Raw genomic sequence first — 19,310 nt, forward strand, 5'->3', positions numbered from 1 at the left:
AATTCCTATACATCAGTCTCTTTTGTAGGACTATCCCGAAAATGAAACCAAAAATCAGGATTAAAATCAAAACCTAAAAGGGAACCTCTCTATTTGCAGCCTAGAAGTAAGGGGTTCGACTGGAGGAGGTTTGAGAGTGGATTTTTCCTTATGGCAAATCCTTATACTGATACTTTCTGCTCATATGGATTTTGTGGATAATAATTCCAATCCCGATTCCAAAAACCATAATCAATACCAAAACCCAAACCGCTACAGCTTCGCTTCCTGCTCCAAAAAGATTGAAGTTACCATTGAAGAACAATTGTAAAAAGAAAGAAACAAACATCAACAGGGCAACTACAAATGAAGTAATGGTCAGGATCCCTCTCAAACTCCAATCATCCCCGAATTTTTTTAATCCAAAAAATATGATCCCAATCAATATGATCAAAATACCCAAAAGCAACAAAGAGATATAGCCATGTAAGGAAGTATAAAAATTCCAACGCTCAATCAAACAGACACAATAGGCCTCTGACTCCAGATAATTTTCATAGGGATCCAATTTGGAATTGTAGTGTGAATGAAAGGTTTCGTCCCAGACACTCTCAATTCCATAACGATTGATCAATGAGTCCAATAAGGGTTCATATACTTTGTACTCGCAGTACATTTCTGCCCCTTCATATGGATCTCCAATATAAATATCATTGATAGCGGCCCACTGCATGTCATCATAATAGAGATCCAAAATATCCCAGAAACCTAGTTCGCTTTCTTTTTCCTTAGCAATAGATCTACTGGAAATCAATACAGAATCTACTTCTATCATGGCGGCCCCCAATGCATCCCACAATTCACTATAACCATCGTCATATCCCAACCCCCAGACTGCTACTCCTCCCAAGGATTGATCCAATGCATAATTATATTTCTGGAAGAGACTGCTTCCGTCCTCAAACCATAGGGTACGCATCTTTTTCCCATCGAAATATTTGTAGTAGGAAGATACCTGTTCCGGGTCAAATCCATATACAGGCACTTCTTCAAAACTTCCCATATCCCCAAAAAAATCTCTGATCTCCCTGAATTCCATATATTTCCCCAATCCGATGGCAGGACTGTCTTCCATAAAATCAGGAACAGGCCAGCTGATTCCCAAATAAGAAACTGTCATCACCAATTTGGAAGGAGAAACTTTTCCATTGGTATAAAATGAGAAAGTCATATCAATACTTCCTGTTCCTTTTCCCTCATCCACAAATAATGGACTAGGTGAACCCGGTATGGATGAGTAATTCACATTTATCTTATCTGTTTGCACCAAATAGAAATCTACCTTGCTATCCAGATTAGGAAAGTCATAAGCCAAAACCCGGCTTCTGTCCCTGACTGATACTATGGCGGGAATGGAAACAGTAACCAAAAAATCAGCTTGATCTTTGGCTAGCTCTTCCCGCAATTTCCAGATAAAATCTGTGAATAAATCCCGGTCTTTTGGCGCTAAGTCTTCAAAATAAACATTTATACCGTCCATATCTAGGGTGGATTTTAAAGCCGTAATCTGTCGGAAAAGACTTTGCTGGGCAGCAACACTTTTCAAAAACTTTCCTGTTTCCATTTGGGACTTACTATAAATGGACAAGGATAATCCTACATCATTTTGGTAGACCATATTGGAAAGGTCGCTGGATCTTAATTTTTCTAGGTCCTTTAGATTTTTGGGATTACCATCAGATCCCAACTCATAGCCATAATAGATGATATCAGTCAAAAAATTATAATTGTAATCCTGATACTCCTCATCCACCCAGGCATTGTGCCATCCAAAAACTTTGGCTTTGGCCTCCAGACAGGTTTCATAGGTGACGAAGGTGCTGTCATTCAATTGGAATTCTGAAATCAATCCTTTTCCTGTACCACATTTGAATTGGATTTTCCTGATTGCCAGCAGTTTTTCGAGAATTTCACTTCTTTGCGTCACGCTCTCCTTTTTGGCATTATCTACTATACCCTGAAGAACTACGCCCATTTTTACCTTGAGCGAATCAACGGTACTTGCTGAAGATTTAATGCTCAGTTCTTCGAAAATTTTTTCGATTTGGGATTCCATAAATTGCCGGGAAGAATCGTTCTGCTCAAGTTCTTCTGTCAACTGCATCAACCTTTCAGCAATTGCATTCACAGTCACTGAATCAATCCTCAAATCTTTGCTTTCAGTCAATTCCCGGATTAATTCTACAACCCGCTTTCTTTCCCGGTATTTTCTGTTTTCACTGAATCTAAAGGGCTGCACAATACTGTTTAAAAATCCCTCTCTCTCTTTTTCTTTTAAATTGATGGAATCTTCCAAAATGAGTTTGGACGGAGGCACCTGTGAAAATGCATTTTCATTGACAAAGCCAAAAAACAAAAAAATAAATGTAAAAATTAGTTTAACCAATCCCCTTTGGGAAATTTTTAATTTATAGGGCAATATTTTCAAATACCTTTTCATTTGCGCCAATTTATAATAATGGGCTTTTCCATCCAGGGAAGTTTTACCATTTTGATATTCCAGCTGATGCTGTCCATTAAGGCATCTACACCCCTATTTTCCACATTGAGAATGATCTGATTATCTTCAAAAACCAAATGTCCTTCTCTTCGCAAAAAAGTGATCTGAAGCGCTTCAACTGTAGAGGTACTTAATTTTTCCCAATTTTGGAGCATTCCTTTCAGAAGACTTTCAGAAAGATTTTTTTCATCATCAGTCAATACAATTCCAGGTTCCAGATGAGTCGCCGAAGGCATGCCGACAAGAATTTTGTTCAATACCAAATCATACTCGGGAAAATCAACATCTCCAAATGCAAGATATTGAAGCAGATATACGGCTCGGTTCTGCATTTTCCCATCTTTGAAACGGTTCCCCGCAAGCATTCCCAATCTGCTGAAAAGCATTGTCAAAAACGGCCAAGTCAAAACCAAACCCGAATTGTTGATTTTCGCTTGCTGTCCTGTAGTCAATATTTCGATTTCTTTTTGTCTTTCCACCTCACTACTATCCAATTGATAGGCTTTCCTGATTGCAGCAGGAAGTTTAATCTGTAATTTCCTCTTTACTATTTCTTTTTGGAGGCTTTTAAAAATTCTCTCCCAATTGAAAACGGCATATTTACGTTGAATGAATAAGAGAAAAACACTATGGAATTTCCCGGGATCAAATGAATTCAAAGTATTGGGATATTGAATGGCAAATTCATAAACCATCCTTCTCCATTTACCTCCTGTAAGATTTCCAAAATAGATATAAGGGCTGAATGTCAATAAAACCTCTACCTGTTCTTTTATTTTTATATTTCCACCAAAAAACTTTTGGGTTAAAGCACTATCTTCTTGCTGATAAACTGTTTTATCGAGTAGATTTATATCCCGTGAATACTTTTGGAACCAAACCTTTACTGATATTTCATCAAACTGTTTCTCATATTCGGATTCATTTTTATCCTCATAATCTGATTTTTTTTCATTCAAAAAATCTGATTTTACAAATTCTTCTCCCAATACCTGTATCAATTTCTCTTTGATTTTGGCGTGATACTTCGGGGAAATTCCACTTTCTAATTTTTTAAAATTCCCTTTGTCAGCCAACAACAGTCTAATTGCCTCTAATTTTTCCTTATCATTTTGAAAATCTTTTTTGTCCAATGAAAGTACAACCTCACTGATAGATTTGAGGTGTGACCACCATGGTAAATAGCCTTTGTCGAACCAAAAGCGAAGAATTTCAAATTCCAATTGAAAATTTACAACCCTATCTTCTCCAACATCAATGAATGCCAAAAAACCTTTATCAATGGCTGATACTTCCAAATTACTGTTTTTCAGAGATTCAAAAATCCATCTTGATTTTGGCGGAATAACCAAAGCTGCATTCCTTGGCAAAGAAAACCGTGATTTTTTATTTTTCAGGCTTCTTTTGATCACATTGGATGAAGCAGTCAAAATCGTCATATTCCAAATCCGCTTATACCAATATAAATCAACCAACTTCCTTTCTTGTCTTCTACCCATTGAAATATTTTTCAAATGGCTTTTCAAAAATATCTGTAGCTGTTGTCTAAATACTGCTTCACCATCAATCAGATTTTTAAAATTTCCGATCAAAATTTTCCAATGTGCTTTGGTTTGGAAAAATTGAAAGTAAGGAGAATTTTGATCACCTTTTGAATAAATCACAGCGGAGAGCAAATCATGAAGGTAATCGAAGGATGCTATTTTATTGTTACCGAAATTCACCTTTTCAGTAGGAGAAGCCTCAAAAGTTTTTGAAAAATTCCCGAAATGTCGGTTAAGGTATTTCAAGAAAACTTCACTATTGCTTCGATCCAGCAAGATATTGAAGGACCGGACAACTTGTTCAGAAGGTGTAACCCTTAGGATTATTTCCTTTATTGATGTATTATCAAGCTCTAATAATGCTAAAAAAATCTGTTTTAATTCGAAATGGGAAATGTTTTGGAAAGCATAAGATAGGTATCCTTTTTCGAGAAAACTGGATAGTAAGCTTATCTTTTGGGAAAGGGAATCATACTGATTTTCAATTTGGATTGAGTTTTTGTCGTTTTCCTGATTCCTGAAATCCTTCAAGGAATTATTTTCCAAAAGCAATAAGGATTTTTTGATATTATTTCGGTTTGCGATCTTTAAGATTTGCACTATGTCCGAATCTATCAATTCTTGGGTCTCTGACAATTCTTTTAAGAGTGCCCTCAAAAAGAGTAGTTGTGAATCAGATTCAAATGGATCTTCTTTTCTCAACTGGAACCAATGCAAAAAAATCTTCTGAAAACTTTTTGTCCCTTCAAAACTTTCATGCCCCGAAAGTCTTAAAGTAAAAATTGATTCCAGCAATGCATTAAATTCATTGAAACCTTTCCCCTCCACCAACCTGAAGATGTTAAATATCCCGTTTTTATTTATTCCTATTCCATTGGATAATTCACTTTCAAAGAATTTTGCAATTACATCTTTCAGTTCCTTTTCAGTAAATTTTTCGGTTAATTGATCCCAAGAATAGGTATTGAATATATGGAACCAATCTAATTTCCTATCCTTTTCTCTTACATGATGTTCAGTTTGGCCCTCTTTTATTTCAATTAATATCGTGTGAAGTTTTTTATATTTCGATCTTTCAAATTCTTTTTGTTCCAGAGCACTGACCAGAACATTGATGAGATGAAGAAAACCAATGTTATAATGATCGGCTGTTTGTTTTAAGATACTTTCGGAAAATCTCAACCTGTTAAATTCACTTCCTGATTCATCACTGATAAACTCCAGAATAAAATAATTGATAGATCTTTCCAAGCCCTTGTTTTGGACCGGGATTTGAGCATTTTTGGAAATTAATGGGCCAATAGATGATCGGAACTCAATAATCCATGCTGACTCCAAAGGTTCCAAGACCCGAATCAGTTTGTCAAAGTAAGCGTTTGAAAGTCCATAAGCCCAGCGCTTTTTTGCCTCTTTATTCCCGGTAATTTTCTTGATCAAATCTTTGAAATATTCAGGATTTGAATCAAAAATATGATCCATCAAATTTTCCAGATTCAATCCGGATTGAATCCATTGGGGCAAAAAACCTCTAGTCAGGTAGAAAAACAAACCTTCGCCAAAGAAGGAATATGCCTTTTGATTAAAATCTTTTTCTTTTAAAAAATCATAACTTTCAGCCAATGACTTGGATAATTTGGTTGACAAAGCAATCCTGATTTTTTCTCCCAGATATCTTTCCAATTCAGATTGTTTGATTTTCCCAATATCTATCTCCAAACTATCTATTTCCAGATTGATTCCTTCAAGAGACTCAAGACCAAACGCCCGATCCATTTCCGGCAAAATATGGGATGCAAAGATCCTTTCAATGAGCATGTTGCATTGAGAGGCCATATCCCTGTTGGGGTATCTAAGGGAAATCGTGGATTTCGAAATAATATTTGGATCTGTTCTCATCATTCCCTCCCTTTTTTCCAATTCTTGATCAAATGGGCCAATTCCAAAGATGCTTTTTTGAATTTTTTCAAATTTGTCTCGTCTTGATCAATCTTAAGATTTATCCAAACTTGATAGGCCTTTTCAAAAGCCATCATATCATCTAATCCCAACCAATAGACATTAGCTTCTATATGGGCAGGAACTCTTTCCGCAATCAAGTCATGCAGGTATGACCTGAAACTTTTATCTTGAAATCTTGCCGGCCAATCAGGAAGTACAATACTTATTTTTTGATCAAAAAAATCTTCTGCAAACTCAGTTCTATCCTCCAGTTTTCTGTTTAAAATCACCCTTCTTTGGCAGTAGTGCTTTTCTCCTTGAAGGGTTCCTTTCAACCGGATCATTTCTACTTCCTTCAAAGCCAACCTTCCCATTTCTTCCGCCTTGCCGGATATCAGTTTTGCAAGTTCTCTATTACTTTGAAATATCTCTTCTAATTCTTTTTCTGTGATTGTTTTATTTTCCTGTTGGGGAATATAGGTAGCCAATAATTCCCCTTGTCCACCATGGACAGAGAGTAATCCATTTTCAATTTGATAATTATTCTTTTCTTGCGAATACAAATAGAAATCATCCATCAGCTTTATTCTCTCCTCCTCATATGCCACCCATTTTGACTGGAATGTTTTGCGGTTGTATTGATCTAAAATAAAAAATCCAAGTAAGCTTTTATCCAAAAAAGAACGCATCAAAATGTGATCTAACAGATATAAACCTTCAGAATTGAGATTTGCTTTTCTGAAGTAGGCAATTAAGTTGTTCACCTTTTTTATTCCTTCAGATTCATCCATCCCTTCAAAGAGACTTACCCATTTATTGTTTTCCTTTTGGAAAATCACTTCAATGGACTCTTTATTGTCTTTTGGTTTGGAAATCATATACTTTCTATAATCAACCCCATTTGACATCAAGCATTTCAAACCTATTGGACCAAAAAGAGGCAAAACATCTATTTCAGAATTGATTCCGCTTTCATTGCTGTTTTTTTCATTTTCTGTGATATTCCGAAAGGATTTTACAAATTGTTCTTGTTCAACTTTGGATTTGAGGTATTCGGTACCCGATTCTATCCCGGAAGTATTCTTAATAATCCCTTCCAAAATCAAAGATCCTTTATGTTGAGGAATTCCGGTTTTGGATAAAAGTATCTGTTCCAAACCTGACAAATCTGCCAATTGCCTCGTCTCTGCAAAATAACTTCCCTTGTTTTGATAGTAGTTAAGATCCTCCAATGCAATCAAAAGCGCTGATTTTCTTAGGAGCAATTCTTTCTTCAAATCACGCAAATTGGAAATCAGATTAAGCTTTAAGGAAATCAGGAAAGGAAGTTCATCCAGGCTTTCTCCAAATCTGGACAACAGATGATCAAATAGCCTGTTTTTCCTGTCCAAAAAATCATCATAGGTTTCAAAACTGAAAGAATTTAGGGAGCTTGAATTTTCTGGAGAAGAAATCAAAATTTGCTCTAAGTCCACCACGCTGGATAATTTTTGTGAAAAATAACTGACTTTTTCATCGATGTTATTTACACTGAAAAGTTGATCAAGATTGGCTAGTTGGGCATGGTAGTTGGCTAAATGTTGCTCAAAAAACAATAGGTAGGCACGAAGTTGTTTTACAGTAGCTTTTCTTTCCAAAGGTTCATGCTTGGAAACCCCTTCTTTGCCCAAACCATAAATCAGGGGAAATTGGTGTTGAATGGAGGTATATTTGCCGGGATCACGAAAATTTCCTTTCAATTTTTTCTCAAAATATTCTTCTTGAAAAAACTCCATTTGGTAAGTCCGGTACCGTTTTGACCATAATTCAAGCAAAAAATTATTGACCATATTTTGATCAACATGGATACGGTTTCCATTTATCAGTAACCTGATGGTCTCAAAAACCCCATTTACCTTATCGTCAAAATCAAGATTTAAATATTCCCCATTATTGAGCAATAAGTATTTTAGGTCAGGATCAGAGTTTATGACAATATTGCGTAATTTCTCTACTCCCTTTACTTTGGTCAAAATCCTTTGTATTTGATCCTTGTGGATTTCGGTTTTTCTTTCTCTGAGTTCTGAGTTTTTTATAAAACCTGATTTAAGCCGAGGCCCTGAAAATATTTCTTCAAGAGATAGATTTTCCTGTATCATTTCTCCAATACTGGAAAATGCTACAGGGTTGTATAAAAAAACTTCTAGACTGAATAAAATTTCAGCAAGGATTTGATCAGGGTCTCCATTTTCCAGAATATTAATGTTTATCTCTAGCTTGAATGGAACAGGTTTCAGCAAAACAACCTTTTCAAAGTCCTCTCCTAAATTTCTGTTTTTAGCCAAAAAAGAATGAAGCTTATCCAAAAATATTTTTTCCTTTTTTGGATTTCTTTTGAGACTTTTCTGAAAAGCCAAAGAAGGCATGATGATAATTTCATTGAGACCGTTCAGACTTTCTTCTCTGTCATAATTTCTGATGGGTTTGATCCAAGCATTTTGGATCTCTTCCAAGCCATCGATGAGAATTTTGCGGAAATCATTTGATGTGACAGCATGCCTGCTATAAATCATCTTTGGAGAGTAAAAAGCATTATTTCGGGCATCCAAAGGTTGGTTTTTGCCAATTGTCAGCAATTCCTCCACATCATAGGAAGTCCGGTAGGCAAGATCTGTCAAAGCAAAACAAAGCTGCTCTAATATGGTCACACCCGGATCATGGGCATTGTAATCTGTCCAAATCCCTCCACTTAGTTTCTGTGCATATTCCAAGCCCTTGTCTTTCAAATAATTGAAATCCATCGTGCTTTTCAGCAGCTCTTTTTTTGAGAAACTATTGGAGCTTTCTGGCATGGCTATTCTTCATCAATAAAGTTATTGTCCCATAATTTGGCAATCTTAAAAATGATCTGACTTCCATCTCCATAATTGCTCATCGTTTTGATCTGCAATCTGAAATCAAAAGTTTCACCGACCCATCTCAGGTTAATTTTATTCCATCTATTCCACCAAGCGCCGTAGTACCCACAGGTTTTGTTGATTTTGGATTTTGAATTACCATAAGTACTGATGGCTGTTGCATGCATCAAAGCATATTTTCCTTTGTGTTTTCTTCCGGCATAAGCCATTATTTCATAAGCATGGCAGCCTGTAAGGCCATCAAGGATATCGTGCCATTTTCCGTCAGCGGGCACTTTACCTTCTTTGAAGGTGCCCATTCTACCTTTTGAGGCAATAAGGCCATCCACTTCAAGTTTTTGCTTTGGGAACAAGGTGCCGATTCCTACATTGCCTCCAGTCTCAAAGTAAATCGTGGGCCAATCGTTGTTATTCTCTCTGATGATCAGTCCTTTGCTTTCTCCTTTACTGTTTACTATAACCCAGGAAGCTTTTTTGTCTTTGATGTTTTCATAAAAACTGAGCAATTTTTGTTCGTCACCTGCCGGAAATACCATTAAACCATCTACATCATTTTTACTGATACCATCATCTACTTTATTGAACATCGAGTCAATCAAGATGGCAAAATGATTTTCATTGGGCAGCATACCGTTTTTGAAATATTTCTTCAGTTGCTCCCGATCATTGATGATGACTTTATTTTGATGGCTTTGTTTTTCCATAAAATCAGATTTCGATTTCCTTTTGGTTCAATTTTTTACTTAAGTCCTTTCAATTACCACAAAATCAGAATCAATGGACAAATCGCCAATACTTGCATATTCGGGATCCAAAATTGTCTGATCAGTAATTGGATTAATCTGATGATTTTCCGCAGAAATGAGCACTGCGTATGGAGAAATGGTCCTTAATATTTCAAGATTTTTCCCGTGGTATTTTATCGCAGTATCGATCACATTAAATGAACCCTGAACTTCCACTAACTGTAATACCGAAAGTTGGGTCACAAAATCTATATAATCCCGACCTTCAATGAAATTCAATATTTCAGATTTAGAAATAGAATAAAAGTTTTCGGTATTATTTCGATTATAGGTAGAAGATGAGGACAAAAACGTTATCAGTTCATTATTGAGCTTGTCTCTGAAATATCCGGATTGTTGCTGGAATTCTTTGGTAAACTTGACACTACATCTCACTTTAAGCTTTTCGAAAACAGGGTTTGAAACCTCAAATCTTGCAAAAGCGGAGGTTTTGGACAAAAGATGATCTTTCACCCGGCCCAAAAGTTCATAAGGAACTCTTCTGTTGGTTGCAAGCCCTAAAGATTCAGATCTTGGAATCACAACTATCTGAAGACTTGTTCCTTTCAGTAGCTTATCAGGAAATGTGCTTCTGCTGTAAACAAATACCCTTTCTATTTCAGGGAATTGGTCTAAAATAATCCTTTCAAAATCCCAAGTGGTTGAAGCCCTGTTTTTATGTCTGAGGATTTCACTGGACCTTGTATAATAGTCTTTTTCAGAATCCCCGGAAGTGGGTACAATTGTTAAATCGTAAATCCCGAAAGAATTGATATTAGGATTTCCTCCAATCAATTCAATTTTTTTGACTTTTACTTCTTTTTCAATTTCAATCCTGCTTGCTTCATCCTGAGTTTTTTCTTTAACTCTGAAAGCATTCACAAATACATTTTTTATTTTGGAGTTCAAATCGGTTTGTCCATCAAATGCAATCCTGATCCAAAATTTACCACTTGAAAGCCTTGTGTTGGATACACTAAAAGTCCCTGGTATTTTTATTTTTACCACTCCTGATTTTACCATTCCTTGGGTACTGTCTTCCAGAAGCATATCCTCCAAAGAATTCCATCTGTTTTTATCCAGGTATTCCCAATATAAATCAGGAGATCTAATAGCGGATATGGGATATATTGCTTCTTCAAGTTCAAAACCGATATTGAGTATCTCATTCGCTTTAATATCAGTCAGGCCAATGAGAAGATTACCTTTGTGCTTGATCTGGGGCATTAAATAAGAGAATGATTCCAAGGATGCCGGGTAAACCAGTACATGGCCAAAAGGATAGATATGAAAAAGTTTGATATTGACGGATTTGGTAATTTTACCCCTTGAAATATTTTCTTTGGTATAGTTTTTATAATCAACCAACAGATGTTCCAAAACAGGCGTATAAGGCTGCTTTGGTAATTCTAATTTCCTTCTCTTGAACCTGCTCTTTTGCATGGAAACATCCGCAAAAAGTTCTGAATAGATATGATGACCGAAAGCCTGATAAGGTTTGCTTAAAGAAAAAATCACTGCAAGGTCATTTTTATCCCTTTCGTCAGGCAACAGCCCCGGACCTTTCTCCACATCAAAACTTTCCAGATCCACTTCCACTGTTTTGGTCGGCAGTAAGTAAAACCCATCCTCTCTTTCTTCAGAAACAAAAAGGCTGAACTCCTGATAGGATTTATGGTGCATGACCTGTTTTTTCCCTCTTTGCACTGATATTTCAGATACAAAATCCTGATCATCAAATCTTTGGGGATATACGCTATAATATTCCCTAAAGCCGTTTCTAATGAGGGGCAACCCGCTCCATTTAAAGTGGAAAATGAGTTCTGAGAGATATCTGGAAATAAGATACGGATTGCTGACTTTGAGTTTTGATCCCACATCGGGCAATGGTCCGAAAGGTTGGAAAGGACTTCCTATATCCAGGTCTCCCAATTGGTTGGAAATCTGCATTTGTTCCACACCGGATACCTGTACCTCTATTGCCACCTCTTCAGCCTCAAGTATCTGTAACAACCTGTATGGAGGCAGAGAAGCCTCATTGTTGATCAATACCTTTATAATCGGCCATTCCGATTCATAATTTCCACCATGGATTTCATTGTTGTAAATGGCGGGACTTGGTTCATTTTTGGCAAGTTCAAAGACAAACTCGATACATTTTTCTCCTCTGTTGAATGTAATGGAAAAACCTGGAAGATCCCTCCATCCTTCCGGAGTTGAATAGGATAATCTGAAAGAATCCAACAAAAACAACTTAACAAAAGACGCCAAATCATTATTCCCGGTTTTCTCTTGGATTTCGTCCTTCCATTGAAGCTTTTCTTTCAAAATCCTTAGTTTGTTCAATTCAAACTCAAATGCTGTTAAAGAACTTTCTGATAAATTGATGCTTATAATGGCCTTGAAATTGCCGTTTTCAACTATCAAAACCGGCGAAGAAATGGCAATTCCAATATTGCTTTCCCATAGTGTCCGCTCAGATATTCCTTTTAAATGTTGATCCTCTCCCAGAGAAGCCGGAAACTTATCCTGGTTTTTCAATTTTAAGTTGACTTTCGGAGTTGGGATTCCTTCATACAGCAATCCATCATAAATGATGTTTAGGTAGGTACCATCTTCTATCCTTGATTCTGAAAAAGGTGTATAGAAGCTTTTGAACAAGGTTCGTATTTCCGCGATTTTTGCTTGGCTGACCCATTCACCATAAATACTTTCAAAATCAATTTCCTGTTTATTGTCAAAAACTAACTTAACCTGCTGACCCTCTGGAATAAATGAATTTTCCACTCCTGGGACAATTGATTGCAAACCAACAATTGCTGTACTTGGATTTTTCTTTTTGGGCTTTTGTTCAAGAAGTTTTTTATAATAAAAGTCCAGATGTTTTTGGGTAAATTCATTGACATCCTTTTGAATTTCTTCAAAAAGTTTAAAAAAAGTAACCAAAAGTCCGATATGTGGATGGTGAAATTGACTTTCAAATAATTCGGTTTCAAATCTATCTTCGGCTGTTTTCTTAACAAAAAGCAAGCTTTTAAACACAGATTTAAATGCCTCAGAAAGTATAATATCCTGATCTTTTTCCTGGAGAAAAGTATCGGAAATCCCCAAATCCATTGCCCTTATCTTTTTTTGTTTGGAAAGTACCCTGGCAAGGTCATCATTTAAATATTTTAAGCTGTTTTGAATTTCCTGTAATAATGGACCGGAAAAATTTGAATCTACCAACAAATCATTCCAGGTCTTGATATAATTGGCCAACTGCAGAATATTGGTGGCTATAGCCTCTTCCAATTCAGTTTTTTGAAAATCATTGGATTCATTAAGTTTATAAAGCAAAGAATCGTGCCTAGTCTTAAATGGTTGCAGGTCCGTCCCTGCAATCATAGCTATAACAAATAGCGGATCATTCAAGAAAAATGGTCTCCAGGTATTTGAAGGCTGATTGTTAAAATCAAAATACCTTACTCTTTCTGCATACTGAATGGTAAATCGGAGAAGATCAAGCATAGAACGTTCATCCACTGAAAAGTACTTACCTTCCATTGCTTTTTGAAACCTTCCACTTTGACTTACTCCTTGGCTCATTTTATCAGCTGTTCTTTTTCTTATAAGTTAGTCCCCTCGGTAGCATAGAAGGGATAAACCATATTACTTCTTGTATTGGTGATGATGATTCTATAGGATATATGAACAAGAAGAATACCCTCTTCAATTTTATCAGTTAGAATATCTATTTTTTCAGATTTGATCCTGGGTTCATAATATAGTATGGCATCATATATCAAATCTTTGAGGATGGTAATACTTGTTGCATCTGTTGTCTCAAAAACATGTTTAATTATACCACACCCAAATTTGGGATTCATAATTCTTTCCCCCGGGACTGTCCCCAAAATGATCCGGATGCTTTGATGAATATCTTCCTCTTCAGATACCATCCGGACGAATTTTGTCTGAATGTCAAAAGCCGGAGGAAATGCCCAACCTTTACCCAAAAAAGATTTTTCTGATTTATCCATATTACCCACCGATCATAACTGTTGGACAACCCAATACAATACTTCCTCCATGTGCAGTGGAATCCCCCATTCTAGCAGCAGGTTTCCCTCCTATCATTACCGTGGCAGATCCTTTGACAATGCTATCGGGAGGACCCACGCAGACTAGCGAATCACCCAAAACAGCCGCAGGCATTTTACCAATCAAAACTGTAGGAACTCCGGGTCCGATGATTGGCCCGCCCACATGTGGTATAGGCGGCAGTCCGGGTGTCTGCATCGGACAAGTATGCATATCGGTCAATCTAGCAGCTGGCGGCATATATTTCTTTTTAATTGATCATTACCATGGCACCCTTTACAGTAGTCTGGCCGGAAGCAGATAATTCAGCAGAGGCATTTCCTGCCGCTTTGAATCCAACCTGAGCTTCATGACTTACATTCATGCCTTTACATTTTACATCGGCCTTGGAGGAAATACCCAGTTCGGCAGTGGCGTCAAGACTGATTTTCCCTTTTGCGGTTATTTTTATATCCTTTGGGCTATCCAAGGAAATGCCACTTTCATTCATGGTCCATTTGTTCCCATTCAAGTCTTCTGCCTCTATCAATTTATCTTTATCATTCATCACCAATTTGTTGCCTCCGGGTGTTTCGATGGTCAGAATTTTATCCTCATCATCAAACTTTATGGAAATCCCTGATTTGGTAACAATGGATTTAAATTGGTTTTTTTCATCAGGTTCCTGTTTTGGTTTGTTCTTTTTACTGTAAAGACCACCCATTATCACAGGAAAACGCGGATCGTTATTGACAAAACCTACCAATACCTCATCCCCGATTTCAGGATAAAAGAAAAACCCACATTGATTGGAAGCATAGTCAAATGTCATTCTTGCCCAGACATACTCTTCAGTGTCTCCCTTAAAGGAAGGCATGGTAATTTTGACCCTATAATTTGCATCGGGATCTTCATGAATGGCTATCACTTTACCAACTAGTAAGCCTTTTGCTGCAGGTAAATTTCCACCGGCTTCGTGTTCCTCCAATTCAGGAAAGGATGAATGAAACCTTGAGGACATCCCTATATACAAGGTAGTTATCCAATCCCCTTCTTCTAATTCGTGCGTTACTTTGGAAACAAAAGCATTCCCATTATATCTTTGATTGAATCCTATTAATTCAACAATGTCTCCCGGATGGACTTTTGAGGTTCCGGGAACTTGTATTTTTCCTTTGATTTTATTCAATACCACCCGGTTCACGGCACTCTTGCCGATATTCTCTAATTCCCCTTTGGTCAAAGAAGCAGAACTTATCCGGTTGCTTGATATCCCAGAAAGTACTTCAGCAAGTTTTTGGACAGTTATATTTCCTAGATTAAGGGAATCACTCACGTTTGATGTGGTGGATGTAATCTGTTGATTGCTTTCATCCCAAGACACTAAGTTGAACTCCTTAACTATATCCTCCGCATCGATATCCAAGTCAGCATCCAAGACAACCATGTCCGCTTGGATGGAAATTACCGGTGAAGAACTGAGGTCAATATTTTTTATTTTAAGTTTATTATTATCTGTGATGACTATTTGATTGTTCATTTCCGCCCTCATGAGAATAAAATCCCAATAAGAACAATAATGCTGAACCAATTGGCGAAAAGTCTCAGTGGTACTGTCGATGTCTTTGTTCAAACCAAACTGTGCTGCAATTTTTCCGAATGCATCACTGTCCGTTCCATCAGTATAAATTTTACTGAACCTTCCCTTTGTCATTTTGACTGCTTTATCCTTACAGGATATTTCCAAATAAGATTTGTTTTTCTTCACAATCATTCTTTGGGAAAGTAAAATTCCGGCATAGACAAGTTCCCTACTATTTCCATATCCCATCTCTATTTCGATTTCATTGCCCGGAACAAAATCAGAGCCTTCTGCATTTGTAAAAGATTCGTTCGAAACCCCAAATGCACCTCCATCCACTACACGAAACTGGGCATTAGAAACCTTGTTTACTTCCTTGGAAACTATAACCGACAGTATTTCTACCGTATCTTTCAATACCTTCCCATTGACCTTGATGGACAGCGAAATTGGCTCGGATGATTCTTTGAGTATATCAGTCATTGGGTTAGATTACAGGTAGAAAAATGATTTGGTCTCCAGGTTTGATATCCCTGAAATCATTCAATTTATTGAATTGTGCTACTTTAATATAAAAACTACTGTCCCCATAAATCCGATAGCACATCAAGGGAAGATTGTCGCCTGCTGCCACTGTCCTGATATGTGTAAGATCAGATGAGTTTTTGCCTTCCTCCAATGCTTTTTTCTCGGGGGAAACCGAATAGATAAATACAGCCTTGATTTCCGTTCTAAGCGGAGTACCGTCCGTATCCATCATGGTATTGACTTGATCAAATGAATACAAGCGACCTTGAAATTCAAATTGGGTGCCCCAAAATATCTTAATGTAATTGGGTTCATGAATATCCCCATTGTAAGTGTACATCAGGTTTTTGAGTTCGTTGACTTGGTCATCCACTTTCTTTGTTGAAATAATTCCGGTACTGTCAAAAAAGAACTTGAACTCATATTTTTCTGATCTTCCTCCTTTGAACTTGACGGTATCTGCACTGCTACCTATCGGAGTAGTATTTGTGGAATAATTCAATTGTCCTTTTTTGGCAGTTTTCTCCGGGTTTACCAATACCTCATAATCTCCCAATTTATCTTTGAAATCAGGATCTTTATAAGCAATCACCTTGACCTTATTTATTTTACCCTCTGACATAAATTATCTGTGGGTTTGATTTTGTAGTTTGTCCAAAAGTCTTTCAAAGCAATCCTGCTCAATTTCTTTTTTCATTTGAGTCAAATATTCCTTTAGAACTTCTTCCTCCATCTTCTTTCCTTCAAAAGGAGAACTGTCCTCAATTACTTCCCCTTTAATTATAAGTTCTTTGATAATCAGCGTCATATTTCTAGAAGGTTTTAGTGAATTTCCTATACTTCAAAGTCAAAGTCTCAATTGCCAATTCATTCTTTGTACTGTTTAAACCACCCAATTCCCATGAAATGGGATAAGCTTGTTCAATACTCCAAACTGCCAAAGGTATAGGAATACTGGTTCCTCCAACTTTCACTGCCTTTGAAGAAAGTAGCCTTAGACTGATATCCAATGGTTTGAATTTGAAATTTTCAATGGCGTCTCTACACCAACTATCCAACTTCGAACCTTTCATCAGGCACCTCTTCAAAACTAAATCATCATATTTAATGGACTTTGGAAGGTGGTGGACAAAGACATTGTCACCACCTTCCTTTTTTTCCATAGTCTCTACAGTTACTTTTAAACCTGATACTTCCTGAAAACTGCTGTCAAAAGGGGGATTACCCGGAAAGACAACAGCAAAATGGAATGCAGTTGGCGGCACATAATCAGGAATAAAAAAACTCGTATTTATCATGATTTATCCGTTGCTTATGGTAAGCCCTTCATGGGAAATTTCGATGGTCTCCACCGCTACTTCATTGGCATCCGATTTCATATCAGTCGAACTGATTTTGGTGGGCCAAGCATTGTTTAGGGTCCATGTCATGGTTGGGTTCCCACCCTCATCACATAGCTTGATGACCACATTTTGGCGCTCGACAGTATTCATCTTAATTTTGTTATACCAATCCCAAAACTTGTTGTCCTTGGCAAAAACGCCTTTTTTCATAGTCACATTATTGTTTTTGACTATTCCGGGCATATTGATAGTCGAAAAAACCGGGCTATTGCCATGTCTGTATTCTATCGGCTGCGCTGTAACTTCCAATCCGCTTACTTCTTGAAAAGGAACGTCTGTGGCACTTCCCAAGTCTACTTTAAAGTAAAACTTGGGTAGTGGCCAATTGCTGTCTTGTGCTTCTCCTGCCATAATTTTAATGTTTTATAATTTTTGATTTTATGAATTTTAATATGAAAGATGAATTTGAAATCCATCGACTTTTATGATTTTTGCATCTGCTGTTCGAAAGTAACTACGATAAATTCGGCAGGTCTCACAATCGCCAATTTGACTGAGACCAACATCTTGCCTTCCAAGATATCCAATCCTGTCATAGTCGCTCCCAAACCTACCTGTACATCGAATGCATCTTCCGGTGAAGAACCTGCCAATGCACCCTGCTTCCATTTTTCAAACAGAAAGTTGACAATCATACTTTTTACTGTGATCCAGGTATTGGCGTCATTGGGTTCAAAAACATAGGACCGAAGAGCCAATTTGATGGACTGCTCCAACATGATCATTGTCCTTCGGACATTGACATATCTCCAATCCAAACTGTTGCCATCTAAAGTCCTTCCACCCCAGACCAAAGTACCAACTCCCGGAAAGGTTCTGATAGCATTGATGGATTTCCCGGAAACAGCATTGACATTCAGATCTTCCTGCTGATCATGGGTGATATTAACTGATGGTTTGACCACCGAATTCAGGGAAACATTTGCAGGTGATTTCCATACCCCTCTGCTATTATCTACCATGGTATAGATTCCGGCCATGGCAGGTGCAGTAGGCATCAGATTCATAATTGCCCTTATTTCTTCCAAGATAGTTGAATATGTAGGACTGGTGGCCACCAAGCCTAAATGATGGTTATTTTCTTTGTTTTTTATATAAGATTTTAGTGTCGCATCATCAATATCTGTCAGATTAGGCTGCTCTTTCTGTAGTGCCGCTTTGAACTCATCGTCGGTTTTTGGAAAAGATGCTATAAGCGATTTAGCTCTTTCTTCGGGCAGAAGAGTTGACAAATCCAATTTGGGATCGATGTTTTTAAATGTAACCTCCCCTTTTTGAACCACACTTGTTTCAAGCCAAGGATAGTAAGTAGCAGCATAATTCAAATAGGCAGAACCGATCTTTTCTCTAAAAACTGTTATGATATCTTCACCTTCATCCCTACTCATATAGCCATCAAAGAGGTCGAAAATACCTACCCTGCTTTGCATTTTGTAACAATGGGCCAATACCTGTTTGTAAACCTCATAACAATCTTCGCCTAACAAAACTGCCTCCGGAATAACAATCATAGTCGGTTCCTGTTCCTTGACCAAAGCCAATAAACCCCCTTCAATAAGCTTCCCGTTTGCGTCTTTGCTTTGACCTAACAGCTGATCTTTATCAATTTTCAAAGACGGCTTTCCTTTATAGGTATCTACTGCAACGATATAACAGGTACCACCACCATTGGCAAAGAACAACCTGATGCTGTTATAAAAAAGCAAATTATTGTCATCTGCATATTTGATGGACTTTTCGGTATCCCCAATTGTCACTTTAGCCCTGTCACCATCCTGTGGATCAGTGAGATTGAAAATAGGAGAAAATGCTCCTCCAAAGAGTTCCAAATATTCGGCAAACGATGTAATCCTGGTCGGTTTATTTACCAAGGATTTTCCGTTTCTGGAAGCCTTTTCTGTATACCCGATAAAAGCGGGAATAGCAGTAGCAACTTCAACAACGGATCCTGGAAAGGCGTTTTTTTCTTCGATGTAAACACCTGGTGTCATTAGTGGTTGTGCCATGTTTGTTTGTTGTTAAATGTGAAATG

13 protein-coding genes are annotated in these 19,310 nt (G+C 37.3%); all 13 read right to left on the minus strand.

All coding sequences use genetic code 11. The features are described from left to right. Positions 1-148: 148 nt before the first annotated feature. The 13 genes from B9A52_RS21325 to B9A52_RS21385 all read right to left on the minus strand — a co-directional run bounded on the left by B9A52_RS21325 (position 149) and on the right by B9A52_RS21385 (position 19,284). Positions 149-2,479 (minus strand): glycosyl hydrolase family 18 protein, encoded by a 2,331-nt coding sequence (locus B9A52_RS21325; RefSeq protein WP_084122592.1) that lies wholly within the window; start codon positions 2,477-2,479, stop codon positions 149-151. After that, the gene (locus B9A52_RS21330; RefSeq protein WP_157370244.1) at positions 2,476-5,982 is read right to left on the minus strand and encodes a contractile injection system tape measure protein; all 3,507 of its coding nucleotides are present in this window, start codon (positions 5,980-5,982) and stop codon (positions 2,476-2,478) included. The genes B9A52_RS21325 and B9A52_RS21330 overlap by 4 nt, the downstream gene beginning before the upstream one ends. Then, positions 5,979-8,852 (minus strand): hypothetical protein, encoded by a 2,874-nt coding sequence (locus B9A52_RS21335; protein ID WP_084122596.1) that lies wholly within the window; start codon positions 8,850-8,852, stop codon positions 5,979-5,981. Before B9A52_RS21335 ends, B9A52_RS21330 begins: the two co-directional genes overlap by 4 nt. A gap of 2 nt (positions 8,853-8,854) precedes the next feature. Beyond that, entirely contained in the window at positions 8,855-9,622 is a 768-nt protein-coding gene (locus tag B9A52_RS21340; protein WP_084122598.1) for a hypothetical protein, read from the minus strand. 39 nt (positions 9,623-9,661) lie between these two features. After that, positions 9,662-13,291, minus strand: a complete 3,630-nt coding sequence (locus B9A52_RS21345; RefSeq protein WP_084122600.1) for a hypothetical protein — start codon at positions 13,289-13,291, stop codon at positions 9,662-9,664. Between the two features lie 20 nt (positions 13,292-13,311). Next, positions 13,312-13,725: a GPW/gp25 family protein gene (locus tag B9A52_RS21350; protein ID WP_084122602.1), complete on the minus strand. Its 414-nt coding sequence runs from the start codon at positions 13,723-13,725 to the stop codon at positions 13,312-13,314. Between the two features lies 1 nt (position 13,726). Next, positions 13,727-14,026 (minus strand): PAAR domain-containing protein, encoded by a 300-nt coding sequence (locus B9A52_RS21355; RefSeq protein WP_084122604.1) that lies wholly within the window; start codon positions 14,024-14,026, stop codon positions 13,727-13,729. Between the two features lie 10 nt (positions 14,027-14,036). Beyond that, entirely contained in the window at positions 14,037-15,830 is a 1,794-nt protein-coding gene (locus B9A52_RS21360; RefSeq protein WP_084122605.1) for a phage baseplate assembly protein V, read from the minus strand. 4 nt (positions 15,831-15,834) lie between these two features. After that, a complete protein-coding gene (locus tag B9A52_RS21365) occupies positions 15,835-16,497 on the minus strand; it encodes a CIS tube protein (RefSeq protein WP_084122607.1) in 663 nt (220 codons plus the stop codon). A 3-nt stretch (positions 16,498-16,500) separates the two neighbouring features. Then, positions 16,501-16,683, minus strand: a complete 183-nt coding sequence (locus B9A52_RS21370) for a DUF5908 family protein (protein ID WP_084122608.1) — start codon at positions 16,681-16,683, stop codon at positions 16,501-16,503. Positions 16,684-16,687: 4 nt separating this feature from the next. After that, positions 16,688-17,173 carry a phage tail protein gene (locus tag B9A52_RS21375; RefSeq protein ID WP_084122609.1) on the minus strand — a complete coding sequence of 162 codons (486 nt, stop codon included), beginning with the start codon at positions 17,171-17,173 and terminating at the stop codon, positions 16,688-16,690. Positions 17,174-17,176: 3 nt separating this feature from the next. Further along, the gene (locus B9A52_RS21380) at positions 17,177-17,629 is read right to left on the minus strand and encodes a phage tail protein (RefSeq protein WP_084122610.1); all 453 of its coding nucleotides are present in this window, start codon (positions 17,627-17,629) and stop codon (positions 17,177-17,179) included. Between the two features lie 71 nt (positions 17,630-17,700). Continuing rightward, the gene (locus B9A52_RS21385) at positions 17,701-19,284 is read right to left on the minus strand and encodes a phage tail sheath family protein (protein WP_084122611.1); all 1,584 of its coding nucleotides are present in this window, start codon (positions 19,282-19,284) and stop codon (positions 17,701-17,703) included. Between the last annotated feature and the right edge of the window lie 26 nt (positions 19,285-19,310).

The organism is Aquiflexum balticum DSM 16537, from assembly GCF_900176595.1.
GTDB lineage: Bacteria > Bacteroidota > Bacteroidia > Cytophagales > Cyclobacteriaceae > Aquiflexum > Aquiflexum balticum.

Excerpts from the sequence above, each read along its gene's own strand:
- B9A52_RS21325 (WP_084122592.1), bottom strand. The coding sequence starts at position 2,479 with ATGAAAAGGTATTTGAAAATATTGCCCTATAAATTAAAAATTTCCCAA.
- B9A52_RS21330 (WP_157370244.1), bottom strand. The coding sequence starts at position 5,982 with ATGATGAGAACAGATCCAAATATTATTTCGAAATCCACGATTTCCCTT.
- B9A52_RS21335 (WP_084122596.1), bottom strand. The coding sequence starts at position 8,852 with ATGCCAGAAAGCTCCAATAGTTTCTCAAAAAAAGAGCTGCTGAAAAGC.
- B9A52_RS21340 (WP_084122598.1), bottom strand. The coding sequence starts at position 9,622 with ATGGAAAAACAAAGCCATCAAAATAAAGTCATCATCAATGATCGGGAG.
- B9A52_RS21345 (WP_084122600.1), bottom strand. The coding sequence starts at position 13,291 with ATGAGCCAAGGAGTAAGTCAAAGTGGAAGGTTTCAAAAAGCAATGGAA.
- B9A52_RS21350 (WP_084122602.1), bottom strand. The coding sequence starts at position 13,725 with ATGGATAAATCAGAAAAATCTTTTTTGGGTAAAGGTTGGGCATTTCCT.
- B9A52_RS21355 (WP_084122604.1), bottom strand. The coding sequence starts at position 14,026 with ATGCCGCCAGCTGCTAGATTGACCGATATGCATACTTGTCCGATGCAG.
- B9A52_RS21360 (WP_084122605.1), bottom strand. The coding sequence starts at position 15,830 with ATGACTGATATACTCAAAGAATCATCCGAGCCAATTTCGCTGTCCATC.
- B9A52_RS21365 (WP_084122607.1), bottom strand. The coding sequence starts at position 16,497 with ATGTCAGAGGGTAAAATAAATAAGGTCAAGGTGATTGCTTATAAAGAT.
- B9A52_RS21370 (WP_084122608.1), bottom strand. The coding sequence starts at position 16,683 with ATGACGCTGATTATCAAAGAACTTATAATTAAAGGGGAAGTAATTGAG.
- B9A52_RS21375 (WP_084122609.1), bottom strand. The coding sequence starts at position 17,173 with ATGATAAATACGAGTTTTTTTATTCCTGATTATGTGCCGCCAACTGCA.
- B9A52_RS21380 (WP_084122610.1), bottom strand. The coding sequence starts at position 17,629 with ATGGCAGGAGAAGCACAAGACAGCAATTGGCCACTACCCAAGTTTTAC.
- B9A52_RS21385 (WP_084122611.1), bottom strand. The coding sequence starts at position 19,284 with ATGGCACAACCACTAATGACACCAGGTGTTTACATCGAAGAAAAAAAC.